Genomic DNA, 12,924 nt, shown 5'->3' on the forward strand with positions numbered 1-12,924 from the left:
AAATGCAATATGGAGGAATGAATATGAACGCAATCACTTTGAATAATGGCATCCAAATGCCTATCCTGGGATTTGGTACATTTTTAATGAACGGAAAGGAATGTGAGAAAAGTGTTCTTGCAGCAATCCGCAATGGCTACCGTTTAATTGATACGGCAGAAGCTTATGGCAATGAGGAGGCTGTCGGAAACGCAATTTTGAAAAGTTCTGTTTCACGCAAAGAGCTGTTTCTTGTTACAAAAGTCAATTTCCGCTCTTATGAAAATGTACGTGAGACCATAGAAAAATCTCTTAAACTGCTGCATACAGACTATCTGGATATGGTACTGCTTCACTGGCCGTTCGGGAATTACTATGCTGCATGGCGTGAATTGGAAAAACTGTATGACGAGGGAAAAATCAGAGCAATCGGCGTATCAAACTTTGAGTTTGACCGTCTGATTGACCTGATTGAATTTAACAAAATTGTTCCGGCCGTCAATCAGATCGAAACCCACCTGTTCTGCCAGCGTAAAGAGGAACACAAATGGTTGGAAAAATATCATGTGCAACATATGGCGTATGCCCCATTAGGGCAAGGACATAAAAATGAGATGTTTTCGTCTTCAGAGGTATCTGTACTTGCACAAAAATACGGAAAAACTCCGGCGCAAATCCTGCTGCGCTTTTTCATCCAACAAAATGTGGTTGTTATTCCAAAAAGTGTACATGAAAATCGGATTGTAGAAAATATCAATGTTTTTGATTTTATACTTTCTGAGGAAGATCAGGAGATTTTAAGAAAGCTGGATACAAAGAGGCCGCTAATCGGAACGCCGGAGAATCCGGAACTGGTGGAAAGTGCTATGAAATGGTGAGGTGAATTTTATGAAAAACATTTTGATCTTGGGTGCTACCGGCACCTTTGGAATGGCGTTGACTCAAAGACTGATGCAGGAAGATGAGAACAGGCTTACTCTATTCTCCCGGCACGCAAGTAGTACCTACACAGATCATGAAAATATATCTGTGATAGACGGCGACGCACTATCATTGTCCGACTTAAAAGCGGCTATGAAAGGAACAGAGGTTGTTTACTGTACAATCTCTGGCGATAGGCTCCCTCAAATAGCTGAAAATCTTGTTTCTGCTATGACTGAAATTGGGATTTCACGTCTACTGTTTATGGGGGCAGTTGGTATCTACAATGAAATTCCTGATGAGCTTGACGGAGAGGATAATCTGGACAATGAGCCTGCGCAAATTCCTAACCGAAAAGCTGTTGATATCATTGAAGCAAGTAGCCTGAATTACACCATTCTTCGTCCCGGCCATTTGAGAGAGGGAGCAGAAAATGATTTTGTTTTGACTGTCAAAGGAGAACCGGCAAAAGGATATATCACAACCATTCCTTCTCTTGTAAATTTTGCAGTTCAGCTCATTCAGGACGAAACTTTATATTCGAGAGAAAGTATTTGTATCACAAAAGACATCGGAAAAGAGGCATAAAACAATGGCAGAAAAACGAAAATTGCGGAATTTAGAAGTTTCGCCAATCGGTATGGGCTGTATGGGATTTTCGCATGGCTATGGTAAAGTACCAGAGCGGAATTACAGCATTCAGGCAATCCGCAAAGCCGCAAATTTTGGCTGCACATTTTTTGATACAGCGGAAAGCTACGGGAAAGAGCAGTTTTATCCGGGTCATAACGAGGAATTAGTTGGAGAGGCCTTAGAACCATTCAGAAAAGATGTGATTCTTGCAACCAAACTGCACCTTGATACTGCCGAGATTTCAGCTGGAAACACGCTGTATGAGGTTATGCGGCGGCATTTGGAATTGTCCATGCAGCGATTAAAAACAGACTATATTGACCTTTATTACTTGCACAGATTGAATGAGCAAATTCCTATTGAAGATGTGGCAGAAGTCATGGGTAAGTTTATTCAAAATGGCTTCATTCGCGGATGGGGGCTTTCACAGGTTTCTATTCAGACGCTTGACACCGCAAATCAGGTCACGCCAGTAACTGCGGTTCAGAGCCTTTATTCAATGGTGGAACGAGGACTTGAACAGGAAATTATCCCGTACTGTCTGGAACACGATATTGGCCTTGTACCATTTTCCCCGATTGCCAGCGGTTTTCTCTCCGGTAAAGTGACTGCGAAAACTAAATTTGAGGGAGATGATGTGCGGAAATTTGTCCCTCAGCTTTCCAAAGAAAACCTCGCAGCAAACCAGCCTATTCTGGATATTTTAGCAGAACTTTCAGCAAAGAAAAATGCAACCAGCGCACAAATTTCGTTGGCGTGGATGCTGTACAAATATCCCAATGTTGTTCCCATTCCGGGATCAAAAAACCAAGAGCGCATTTTAGAAAACCTTGCAAGCTGGAATGTAAACTTAAGTGCTGCGGAATTTCAGGCATTGGAAACCGCTCTTGATCATTGTACCGTTTATGGACAGCGTGGATATGTAGAATCAGAACAAAACAGTTTTGGACACAATTGGAGCAAAAAGAATTATTAAACGGCTTGCTACAAATCTTATTGTACATGGAGACACTGTTTCCTCACTTAAAAGAGGCCGATATAGTTTGTATCCGTGATGCCATTTTACTATTTTGGTAACCTTTGCGCTGCAGGAACCAATGGGCGTATGTGTGATTACAATTACTGACAGTTCTGCTCCATAGCTTTAGATGTTGGCCTAATCAATAAGTATTACGACTTGGTGCAAGCTGGGGATGAATTGTCAAAAAGCCATTATGCCAATCTGAAAAAGAACCGGAGGCTGTATCGGATACAGATGATTCAATCCTATCAAACAGAAAAGCTGCTGGACAATATCCAGCAGCTTTTCTGTTTTCAATAAAGTTCTTTGTCATTATGCGAGCTCCAGCGCAACTTTCATATCACCGGCTCCCTTGAACACTTCATATCCTGAATGGATTATGCCCTATGGATCCTAACACCTACTATTTTGGAGGCTTCTGCCTTGTCCATTGTAATGGGTCCAACCATCCCGTCCGGAAGTCATTGTGATGTCTTCATGCGGCATCAAAAATCTCTCCATTCTTTTGCCGTCAGATGGTTTGATCTCCAGTAGACCAGACATGCTTCCCTTTTGAAGCCGCTGCTGTATTCTGTGCCATGACTCCCACCAGCTTGTGGGGAACATAAGGTTCTTCCAGATAGGTGCATTCTTCTTGCGTCAGCTCCAGATCGGATGCTTTTGCTGCATCCTCAATGTGGTGCAGTTTTGTAGCTCCCACTATAGGGGCCGTCACCTTAGTAAGCAGCCATGCCAAAGAAATCTCGGTCATGGACACGCCGTGATTTTCCGCCAATTCTTCTACCCGTTTGATGACGGCTTCGTCTTGTTGGGCAGTAGCGTCATATTTAAATCGGGCATAGCTATCCTCTTGCAGACGCCTGGTCATTTCACCTGGATGCCTGGAAAGCCGGCCTCCTGCTAAAGCACTGTAAGGAGTCAAGGCAATGTTTTCCTCTAAACAGAAGGGAGTCATCTCCCGTTCTTCCTCCCGGAAAATTAGATTATAATGCCCTTGAACTGATACAAACTTTGCAAATCCTTCTTTTTCCGCCAACGCGTTGGCCTTAGAAAGCTGCCATGCAAAGCAGTTGGAAATTCCGATATACCGAGCCTTCCCTGCTTTGACCGCATTGTTCAATCCCTCTAGAATCTCAAAAAGGGGTGTCTGGTGATCCCACATATGGTAGATATACAGATCCACATAATCCATTCCAAGGTTTTGCAGGCTCTTGTCCAGCATCCGACGGATATGTTCCTGTCCGGTAATTCCGGATTCGATTTCTTCCGGTGTACGGGGTAGGAATTTGGTAGCGACCACTACGTCCTCCCGCCGAGTAAAATCCCGCAGGGCCCGGCCCAGATATTGTTCACTAGTGCCACTCTGGTAAGCGATGGCGGTATCAAAGAAATTGATACCCAGATCCAGTCCCCGCTGGATGATCTTACGGGAATGTTCCTCATCGATGGTCCAGCTGTGTTGATCGTAAGCGGCATCGCCAAATCCCATACAACCCATACAGATGCAGGAGACGTTTAAATCAGAATCTCCCAGTTTTGTATATTGCATCCTACCATCCCTCCTTAAAGTGATTGTTTCTTTTCCGCAGTTTTCATACTCCCGAAGGATCTCAAAAGGAATATGATATGTTTGACTTGCTTCTCCGATTCCCTGCATTTAGGCAAAAAATATAGGCGTCCTTTTCGGACACCTATATTGTATTGCTTTTGAACGACTATGTCTAATACTTATATCCTATTTAAATATAAATTATCTATTTATTAATATAAAGTATTCAAATAGAAGCTGAAAATACCTCCATTACTGATTAACTTCCTTATATTTTTTTCTGTATTGAAATGGTTGGATACATTAGGACTATCTCCATACGTCTCTTGTACAGAAGAAGCTTTATCAGTTGCGTGTAACCTTGTTGCTTTATAATAAAGCCCAAGAGGATCTTCTTGAGTCATAATGCGTTGATAAAAAGCTCTAAGCCAAATCTCATCTTGGTCAGAACATATGTCGAATTCATCGATATCATTCTCATGCGCGATCCGATTACGTATATGGCGGTATCGTTTCAGTTGGAGATAATTCTTCTTTCCATCCATGCACATAATAGGCTCCGTTTGCAGCAATTTTCATATCTTCAATATAACCAGTAATCCCTATCCTGTTCATATCTCGGCACAGATTATCAAACCGCTTATAGGAATTCATAAATTCCATAATGACCTCCAAAAAGAGCTACATGCAAAAAGGATGACAACTCATCACGAATCGTCAGCCTTTGGTGTGGGTTTACGCTACAAAAAAAGATGCCCGCTGCAAACGCGGGCGGCAAAATTGCCAAAAGAAAAACCTGCGGTGCGCGACTTGCTCACCGCAGGTGTGGTGCGAAGCCTCATAAGGGGCAAAAGGGATAAAAAAATCGAGTACCCATATGGGTACCCGAAGTGGTGCGGATAACAGGACTTGAACCTGCATGGACTTGCATCCATTAGAACCTGAATCTATTTTGGGACGGTGTATTATATCAAGATACAGCGCGTTACACCGCATGAAATGGGACTTCTTTATTTTGCTTGTAACTATAATTTGATAAAAAACGAGCTGAAATGTCGTAAAAATGTCGTAGTAAATTCAAGCTGTTATAGGACATCTTTTAACGCTTCCCGCAATGTATCGATCTCATTGTGAACATAGATTTCACTGGTCATTTTGATGTCTTTATGCCCCATTATCTTCTGGATTGTGTAGATGTCTACGCCGGCACGGCGCAACCTCGTACCGTATGTATGCCTTAATTCATGCGCCGTCAGCATTGGTATTTCCGGATAATCTCGATTGAGAGCTATCATGAAACGTTTTAAGCGTTGAGACCACGTATTGGGATGTTGAGGCCCTCCATCCCGCCCAGGGAACAAATACCCAGATGATTGGCATCTCCATTTCAACACGGTAATGGCTCTATCCGATAATGGATTGGTTCTGTAGCTCCCCCATTTGGGCGGGTTGATCAGTATACCTCCTCCCCGTTTGTCGGCGACAGAACGATTTACCGACAGATCTCTATTTCTTAAATCTATATCTTCATCGGAGAGACCCAACAACTCCCCCCGGCGTAATCCAGTCTCTAATAATATGATTACTTCAGGCATTCGAGTCATCGCATATTTTTCTACTATTTCGATCTGCTCGTCAGTATACACTTGCTTTTTCGCTTTAATAACATGCGACGAAAACGATATCTTTTTTGCCGGATTTTTATAGCACAGATCATTATCGATTGCTGATTCAAAAATGCCATTTAAACACATATGCATTTTGGACAACATGGATTTAGACATGTTCGCCTTACTGGCAAAAAATTCTTTGATATTGATGGGATGTATAGATGTAATAGGCACATCGCCAAAATAGGATAGCAAATGTTTTTTGACCGTGTGTTCATAGGTGATACGGTAGGTATTTTCGTCTACCTCTCCCCTCTTATATGTTTCCAACCACCTGATCGCCCACTGTCTAAACGTGACATCTTTTTCGACGAACGTGTTTCCGGTCAGGTTGGCGATCTGCATATCCTGGATATACTTCTGCCCTTGCCGGCGGGCATCGTCCTTACTGACATGGCTGTAGAATGATTTCCGGATGGGGCTGCCGTCCATTTTCTTGCCTACCGTCATTTTGACCTCGTAGAGGCCGTCAGCACGGTTTGGCTGTTCTTTTTTCTTTCTCGGCATATTGTACCTCCCTAAAATTGGGCATAACAATGCCCGGGACTTGATTTTCCCGGGCCTGTCGTGGTACAATGTAATTGTGAGGTACTTTGTACCAGGATAGGCCCAGGCTTATCCACCAGCCGTTCTCCTGCGCCAACAGGAGGGCGGCTTTTCTTTTATTCGTAATGTGTCCACATTCTTAACACATGAACGGCTTGTTCTTCTTCCTTTACGGCATAAACGAGGCAATGCTGGATATTGATCCGGCGTGAATAGAACCCTGATAGATTTCCAATTAGCTTTTCATATGGCGGAGGATTCTGGAATGGATCGACTTTGACAATATCCAATAGCTTTTTGGCTTTGGGAAGCATTCCAGCAGCTTTTAGTTTTTCATAATCCTTCATAGCCTGCTTGGATAAAATCACTTTATACATCCCAATCCAGATCCTCCATATCGGTCCCCTCATCCAGTGGTTCTTTTGCTGCCTCTAGAATACTTTCTGCCATGCCAGGAATATTGACCAAATATAGGGTCTCCATGATGGCGTCCCAATCTTCTGAGGAAACCAACACAGCAGCTGCATTTTTGCCTATAATTTGCACTGGCTCATGAGAATCTTGTGTTCGTGCAACTAAATTATATAAATCTTTGCGGGCATTTGTAATATTAATGCTATCCATTGGGCCGACCTCCTTTCTACCCCTATTTTACCATACGCAATAACGTACGTCAATGTATAGGTACGTTATTATGTCTTACGGATTACATTTTTTACAGGGTACATAGCCGTTATTAATAGCAGACTCACGACTGTTTGTTTCGCTATAATTCTCCGGCTTTATTTTTTTGACTTCTTTGCAACTCGAAGAATGGAATTTTTTCGTATTGGTATTTAGAACATAGGTTGTATTTTCTTCTGGTTCATCAACAACTTCTGTCTCAGGTGCTTTTGCTGGACTTTTACTTTCTACCTTTGCCGGAGCTTTTGATGGTGTCACAGGTTCCTCTTTAACTGGAGCCTCAGACGGTACTACTTCTTCCACTTCAGATACTATTTCTTCTGGTTCTGAAGAAGCTACTGCACTGGATTCTGGCATACTAGGTGCTTTCGAAGATACTGCCCTGCTGGATACAGGTGTTTTTGAACTTGCTTCTGCCGTCGTCCAGCTGGACGATACTGCCGAAGACTCTGGTGTTGTAGAGGCCGGCTCAACTTTATTGTCTGTCATGACTCCAATAAAGATCACCAGTGATACTACGAACACTGCCGCTCCAGCTCCCAATATCTTCTTGTCCAAATTTTTTTGATTCTTTCGGCACCAAAGCCAATAAACCAAGATTCCGATAGGTGCTACAACCCATCCAATGATCAGTAGAATACATGCTCCTATAATGCCCAGAAGCACTTTCCACCACATTTTGTTCTGCCCTCTCATTTTGTCTCCTCCTATAATTGACTTCCTTTGTCAAGAAAGTATAATAATTTTGGAGGAAACAAAAGCATAATACGCTATTTACTCTCCGCTTCCCCGCTTAGAGGTACCAGCTCTAGGCGGGGATTTTTTTATCGCTTCAAACTCTCGATCAAACTACAAAAAGCGGGGTAATAAGTACCTTTGATCTTTTCAAATACCTCGTTTGCAGTACCTTCATCGTAGATATGCGAAGTGGAATTTCGGGCGTTGAGCAAATCAATCCATACGGATTCATCGTCGATCAATCCATCGGCATAAGCCTTTTTCATAACAGACTTTGGGCTATTAATATCGGTGTACCCCTGGTTAAGAAGATACTCTCGTGCAGTTTTCCATGACAGTTCTGTGCAGAACTCAAAACGCTGGATTACGCCATCCCGAATAGAAGTAATTTTTAAGCGGCCATAATCATCTAAAGCTTCCTTTAGCCTCTCAACCGCTTCAACCAATTTTTGGAACTTTTCTCCTAACTTATCCATAATAATAATTCCATCCCGTTTGATATTTTGTTTTAAGCTTTCACTGGTCTGATCGGTGATAAAAACTGCGTCGAAGTCCAATAGGGTGGGAAGATCTTCAAGCGCCGACTGAAAAAGAGGTTGCCTATCAGAAGGCATCCCATAAATAGCGAGATCAATATCACTGCGTTCTCGGTGATCCCCTCGGGCCCGGGAACCAAATAGAACGATTGTATCAGCTTGATATTTTTCTCCCAATTCTGCAATTTGACGATATAGAGCTTTCACTCGGAACACCTTCTTTTCCTGTTTAGAGCCAATACCGCTAAACAGGGATTTTTTATTGTTCATCCTCTTGATCTTTCAAGTAATCCTCAATAGCCAGACCTACTTCGGTATTGGTAGGTTGAGCAATCCTTAATGCTCGTTCCTGCCCGACTGTAAAACCTAGTTGTTCCAGCTTCTCATAGACTTCTCGTGTGACCAGATCGTAACCTACTATCTTACCGTCAGAATCATACACCGCCACACGTACTATATCCTCATTACCGCTTTCATCCTGTAGTGATGTTACTTCACACTCTCTTTCCCCTTTTTTGCCGACCTCTTGGATTTGTTTCCTTCGGTTGGCTTCATTGTTGAGGATATAATCAGTGTATTTATCTACATCGTCCTTACCGGTCTCGTTTAGGGACTGGTATTTTTTTATGTGCTTTCGATCTCGGAATGTGAGAACATCTCCATCTTTTTCGACAAGTTTAGGGACAAAGCAGCTTTGCACAAGCTCTGCAAATGATATGTCGTACATTTGACATAGTCTCGCCAAGGTTTCTATGTCAATTTTATTTTTTCCATTTTCCCAAGCACTTACAGTTTGAGGGGTTACCCCGAGAATATCACATATATATTTTTGAGTATACGAATGGCTTTCTCTACCCTCTTTTAGTTTCTGGCCAATTTTTTCATAATCTATAGAAACCATGTTTTCACCTCTTTATAGATAATTATAATTGATTTTTTGGAAATTGTCAATTTCAAATTTATAAATTTAAAATTTATTTTTATATTGACAGTAAATCTAAAATTGATTATAATATGCTCATAGTCAATTTTAAATTGATACGGAGGTGAATATCATGTCGGTGGCAAGACAGATCAAAGAATATATTGACTCCAACAATATTCCGCAGAATCGATTAGCCAAAAGAGCAGGAATGGATGAGGTACAGTTATGCCGCTCACTAAGCGGCAAGCGAAAACTGACTGTCGAAGAATACGCAAATATCTGCGATGCGCTGTGTGTACCATTAGAACGTTTTATTCGACAATCCAACCAAGTCAGTTAAAAGAAAGGTGTGTGAAAAATATTCACACAGCAGGAAAGGAGGTAATGAGATGCAAGCAAATGCAGAAAAGCAAAAATATCTGAACTGGTATTTTGAAAAGAAGATTCGTGAAATGTTTTATAAAGGCATCCCGCAAGACGAACAGGAGGTTTACGACAAAAAAATATCGTATGCCGAAGCAGTGATAGTGCTTCAACATACGATGGATCGTTTGAGGGACATTCCGCTGGACTTTAGTTTTTAGTTGAGTCGATGATCTGGATTTCGTATAAGTCGCAGGCATTCATCTTCTTTTTCAAAGTGTTGTACGCAGATATCAACGTTTTTATATCTGTGGACATTTCATTCGGTAACTCTACTCCGCAACTGGGGCACACAATTGGCCCTCTGTTTTTTAATGTGGCCAAAATGTCAAACTCGGAGCCGCATCTGCAAGTTATTTTAAGTTTCACATCAATCACCTCCTTCCCAGTGAAAGTCTATCACTAGAAGGAGAGAAATTCAATCTACCCCCGCAAGGGAGCGATGAAAGGAGATGGAGAAAATGAACCAACTAATCAAAGTGGATTATTCAACAGACCGTCCAACAGTTTCAGCAAGAGAACTGCATGAGTTCTTGGAGGTAAACACGAAATTTCAAGACTGGTTTCCCAGAATGCGCGAGTATGGGTTTACCGAAGGGCAGGATTTCAACCCGCTCAAAATTGAGAATGTACCTTCTCAAAAAAGAGAACGTACCTACTCTTTGACCGATTTCCAGCTCACTATCGACATGGCAAAGGAAATATGCATGCTCCAGCGTAACGAACGGGGCAAACAGGCACGGCAATACTTCATCCAGCTGGAGAAGGATTGGGACAGCCCGGAAAAGGTAATGGCGCGGGCCCTGCAAATCGCTGATCGAAGGCTGCATATGCTGGAAGCGCAAATTGAACAAGACCAGCCAAAAGTGCTTTTTGCTAATGCAGTAGCAACATCCCACACATCAATCCTGATTGGGGAGTTGGCGAAACTCTTAAAACAAAATGGCGTGGACATGGGGCAAAACCGGTTGTTTGACTGGATGAGGAAAAGCGGCTATCTGATTTCAAGAAAGGGAACCGACTACAATATGCCCACTCAGAGGAGCATGGAATTGGGGCTGATGGAAATCAAGGAAACCAGTATCAGCCATGCCGATGGACATGTAAGCATCAGTAAAACCCCGAAAATCACCGGTAAGGGACAACAATATTTCATCGGGAAATTCTTGAAGCAATAACAGAAAGGAGATAACCCAAATGAGTACAAACCTAACAATCCCGCCGGTAATTATGCGGCAGTACGAGCAGCTGTATAACCTGGTGGAGTATCAGACGCAGGATGGACTGCTGACCGCCAAGCAGGTAGCGGAGTTCTTACATAAGGATCCGGCGTGGCTGTTGCGCGCCACCTACGACGGCATGTGCCCCTTCGCATTCGGAAGCAATAAGGGTGTAGGCCGTGGGACAAGCTGTTTCCACTCCCTCCCCTTCTTTTTCTACATGACCCAGGGAGTCTTGTTCCGGCCAGCGACCGACAAGGATAGTCTCCCCGAACTATTACAGATATAAGGAGGTGACAACATGTGGACGAATAACCTGATCACAGCCGTATTAGGGGTTGGCCTGCTGTTGGTATTGGCAGTTGTATTGGCATTGGCGGCCGAGATCATCCGGCAGGTCGTACTTGACAAGCAGGACAAGCCGATACAGCGCAGCGTTGATGAGCTAGCCAAGAGGAGGGGTAACAATGACACAACAAGAGTTGGATAATCTATCGCGGCTTCCTACCGTCACCTATGAGCAATTTCTGAAATTTAAACCATGTTGGCTTAACGATAGAAAAAGAGCCGCTCAATTAAAAGAGATTGGAAGCCGTAAAAGGGAATGGAATGCGCTGGATGTGCTCCGGTTAGAGGAAGTTACTATAGCAGACCGGATGTGGGCGGTGCTAAGGGAAGAATTTTTGCCCGCACATCTTTTGCACGAGTATGCATGCCGGTGTGCAGATTATGCCCTCAGCAAGATCGATAACCCCGATCCCAGGAGTGTTAGAGCAATTGAGGCCAAGCGGAAATGGTTACGCGGGGAAATATCAAACAAAGAGTTGATCACAGCACGGAACGAAGCACGGGCTGCATCATGGAGCATAGGATGGGGCGCAGCACGGGCTGCAGCATGGGGCGCAGCACGGGACGCAGCATGGGGCGCAGCACGGGACGCAGCATGGGGCGCAGCACGGGATGCAGCACGGAAAGACATATTAGATACCCTCATCAGCCTCATAAAAGAAGCCGCCCGCGATGCTGGCACATCGACGAGCGGCAAGCAGAAATTATCCGCTGTTATTGTAACAAAAAAGGAGCGGGAAATCAATGGGTAAGATCACTCGAATTTCAACCAGCAACATGTCCCACACAGATTGGCTAGAAGAACGAAGAAAGACTATCGGCGGCAGCGATGCTTCAGCAGTGCTTGGGCTTAATCCTTACGTCACTCCTTATACCTTATGGGCCAATAAGACAGGACGTCTTCCTGATCTAGATGACAACGAGGCTATGCGCCAAGGCAGAGACCTGGAGCCATATGTAGTCCAGAGATTTGAGGAGGCAAGCGGCAAGCGGTGTCGGCGGATCCACGCCATCCTACGCAACTCTGACTATCCCTGGGCATCAGCCAATATTGACCGCGCTGTTATTGGAGAGTCTGCCGGCCTGGAGTGCAAGACCACCAGCGTCCTCAACCTGAGGAAGTTCCGAGGTGGAGAGTTTCCCGACACCTATTACTGCCAGTGTGTGCATTATTTGGCCGTTACACACTGGCGGCGGTGGTATCTGGCGGTATTGGTGCTCAACAAGGCTCTGATGATCTATCAACTCACCCGCGTCCCCGATGACATTAATCCGCCTTGGTGCGAATCGTCAGTCTATGTATCTGACGATGAGATCCAAGCCTTAATGCAGGCCGAGAGTAGCTTCTGGACGCAGCACGTCCTTACCGATGTCCCGCCTCCTGTGGACGGACTAGAGCCCACATCGCGTACGCTGTCCGACCTCTACCCCACCGCCCAGGATGATGATGTCCTGGAACTGGATTGCGGGGACACCATTCTCGAATATTCAGCCCTTAAACGACAGATCAAAGAGCTTAAGACTCAGCAAGAACGGTGCGAACAGATAATTAAGGAGAGGCTTGGTCACCATTGTTCCGGCCAATGTGGTAATACAACAATCAAGTGGGAAAACACCTCCCGCCGTACCTTTGACCACTTCCGCTTCGGACGTGAAAATCCTGATATTGACCTTAGCCCCTACTACAGCATTACACAATCCAGACGATTTACAGTTAAGGAGGCCAAATAA

Annotated in this window: 20 protein-coding genes; 10 read left to right on the forward strand and 10 right to left on the reverse strand. The window is 44.0% G+C overall.

Annotated elements, in window-relative coordinates:
- Positions 1 to 23: 23 nt before the first annotated feature.
- Genes C12CBH8_RS07475 through C12CBH8_RS07485 form a run of 3 tightly spaced genes read left to right on the forward strand, consistent with a single transcriptional unit; the run spans position 24 to position 2,509 of the window.
- Entirely contained in the window at positions 24 to 857 is an 834-nt protein-coding gene (locus C12CBH8_RS07475; RefSeq protein WP_215532905.1) for an aldo/keto reductase, read from the forward strand.
- 10 nt (positions 858 to 867) lie between these two features.
- On the forward strand, positions 868 to 1,488 hold the full coding sequence (locus C12CBH8_RS07480) for an NAD(P)H-binding protein (protein ID WP_215532906.1): 621 nt from the start codon (positions 868 to 870) through the stop codon (positions 1,486 to 1,488).
- A gap of 4 nt (positions 1,489 to 1,492) precedes the next feature.
- Positions 1,493 to 2,509 (forward strand): aldo/keto reductase, encoded by a 1,017-nt coding sequence (locus tag C12CBH8_RS07485; RefSeq protein WP_215532907.1) that lies wholly within the window; start codon positions 1,493 to 1,495, stop codon positions 2,507 to 2,509.
- Between the two features lie 184 nt (positions 2,510 to 2,693).
- On the opposite strand, the gene C12CBH8_RS07490 is transcribed toward C12CBH8_RS07485, so the two are convergent.
- The 10 genes from C12CBH8_RS07490 to C12CBH8_RS07530 form a co-directional block, all read right to left on the reverse strand.
- Entirely contained in the window at positions 2,694 to 2,867 is a 174-nt protein-coding gene (locus C12CBH8_RS07490) for a hypothetical protein (RefSeq protein ID WP_171846428.1), read from the reverse strand.
- A 198-nt stretch (positions 2,868 to 3,065) separates the two neighbouring features.
- Positions 3,066 to 4,103 (reverse strand): aldo/keto reductase, encoded by a 1,038-nt coding sequence (locus C12CBH8_RS07495; protein WP_215532908.1) that lies wholly within the window; start codon positions 4,101 to 4,103, stop codon positions 3,066 to 3,068.
- A 212-nt stretch (positions 4,104 to 4,315) separates the two neighbouring features.
- Positions 4,316 to 4,654, reverse strand: coding sequence for a DUF6548 family protein (locus C12CBH8_RS12075; protein WP_425503770.1), 339 nt, complete (start codon positions 4,652 to 4,654; stop codon positions 4,316 to 4,318).
- Entirely contained in the window at positions 4,596 to 4,766 is a 171-nt protein-coding gene (locus C12CBH8_RS07500; protein WP_159461174.1) for a DUF6548 family protein, read from the reverse strand. Before C12CBH8_RS07500 ends, C12CBH8_RS12075 begins: the two co-directional genes overlap by 59 nt.
- Before the next feature lie 422 nt (positions 4,767 to 5,188).
- A complete protein-coding gene (locus tag C12CBH8_RS07505; protein WP_099322342.1) occupies positions 5,189 to 6,280 on the reverse strand; it encodes a tyrosine-type recombinase/integrase in 1,092 nt (363 codons plus the stop codon).
- Positions 6,281 to 6,435: 155 nt separating this feature from the next.
- The gene (locus C12CBH8_RS07510) at positions 6,436 to 6,696 is read right to left on the reverse strand and encodes a Txe/YoeB family addiction module toxin (RefSeq protein ID WP_215532909.1); all 261 of its coding nucleotides are present in this window, start codon (positions 6,694 to 6,696) and stop codon (positions 6,436 to 6,438) included.
- On the reverse strand, positions 6,689 to 6,943 hold the full coding sequence (locus C12CBH8_RS07515) for a type II toxin-antitoxin system Phd/YefM family antitoxin (RefSeq protein ID WP_099322344.1): 255 nt from the start codon (positions 6,941 to 6,943) through the stop codon (positions 6,689 to 6,691). The genes C12CBH8_RS07510 and C12CBH8_RS07515 overlap by 8 nt, the downstream gene beginning before the upstream one ends.
- Positions 6,944 to 7,018: 75 nt before the next feature.
- Positions 7,019 to 7,699 carry an Ada metal-binding domain-containing protein gene (locus C12CBH8_RS07520; RefSeq protein WP_215532910.1) on the reverse strand — a complete coding sequence of 227 codons (681 nt, stop codon included), beginning with the start codon at positions 7,697 to 7,699 and terminating at the stop codon, positions 7,019 to 7,021.
- Between the two features lie 128 nt (positions 7,700 to 7,827).
- Entirely contained in the window at positions 7,828 to 8,547 is a 720-nt protein-coding gene (locus C12CBH8_RS07525; RefSeq protein WP_246441377.1) for an HI0074 family nucleotidyltransferase substrate-binding subunit, read from the reverse strand.
- Positions 8,537 to 9,178: a helix-turn-helix transcriptional regulator gene (locus tag C12CBH8_RS07530; protein ID WP_099322346.1), complete on the reverse strand. Its 642-nt coding sequence runs from the start codon at positions 9,176 to 9,178 to the stop codon at positions 8,537 to 8,539. The genes C12CBH8_RS07525 and C12CBH8_RS07530 overlap by 11 nt, the downstream gene beginning before the upstream one ends.
- Before the next feature lie 154 nt (positions 9,179 to 9,332).
- Between C12CBH8_RS07530 and C12CBH8_RS07535 the strand changes: the two genes are divergently transcribed.
- The 7 genes from C12CBH8_RS07535 (at position 9,333) to C12CBH8_RS07565 (ending at position 12,924) form a co-directional block, all read left to right on the forward strand.
- Positions 9,333 to 9,542 (forward strand): helix-turn-helix domain-containing protein, encoded by a 210-nt coding sequence (locus tag C12CBH8_RS07535; RefSeq protein ID WP_143269544.1) that lies wholly within the window; start codon positions 9,333 to 9,335, stop codon positions 9,540 to 9,542.
- A 49-nt stretch (positions 9,543 to 9,591) separates the two neighbouring features.
- Complete coding sequence (locus C12CBH8_RS07540) at positions 9,592 to 9,786, forward strand: hypothetical protein (RefSeq protein WP_215532911.1); 195 nt, start codon at positions 9,592 to 9,594, stop codon at positions 9,784 to 9,786.
- A 300-nt stretch (positions 9,787 to 10,086) separates the two neighbouring features.
- Complete coding sequence (locus C12CBH8_RS07545) at positions 10,087 to 10,803, forward strand: phage antirepressor KilAC domain-containing protein (RefSeq protein ID WP_215532912.1); 717 nt, start codon at positions 10,087 to 10,089, stop codon at positions 10,801 to 10,803.
- Positions 10,804 to 10,822: 19 nt separating this feature from the next.
- Complete coding sequence (locus C12CBH8_RS07550) at positions 10,823 to 11,134, forward strand: hypothetical protein (RefSeq protein ID WP_215532913.1); 312 nt, start codon at positions 10,823 to 10,825, stop codon at positions 11,132 to 11,134.
- A 12-nt stretch (positions 11,135 to 11,146) separates the two neighbouring features.
- On the forward strand, positions 11,147 to 11,335 hold the full coding sequence (locus C12CBH8_RS07555) for a hypothetical protein (RefSeq protein WP_099322351.1): 189 nt from the start codon (positions 11,147 to 11,149) through the stop codon (positions 11,333 to 11,335).
- Positions 11,313 to 11,945, forward strand: a complete 633-nt coding sequence (locus C12CBH8_RS07560; RefSeq protein WP_215532914.1) for a hypothetical protein — start codon at positions 11,313 to 11,315, stop codon at positions 11,943 to 11,945. The genes C12CBH8_RS07555 and C12CBH8_RS07560 overlap by 23 nt, the downstream gene beginning before the upstream one ends.
- The gene (locus tag C12CBH8_RS07565; protein WP_215532915.1) at positions 11,938 to 12,924 is read left to right on the forward strand and encodes a YqaJ viral recombinase family nuclease; all 987 of its coding nucleotides are present in this window, start codon (positions 11,938 to 11,940) and stop codon (positions 12,922 to 12,924) included. Before C12CBH8_RS07560 ends, C12CBH8_RS07565 begins: the two co-directional genes overlap by 8 nt.

Origin of the sequence: Solibaculum mannosilyticum, from assembly GCF_015140235.1 — a bacterium.
GTDB lineage: Bacteria > Bacillota > Clostridia > Oscillospirales > Acutalibacteraceae > Solibaculum > Solibaculum mannosilyticum.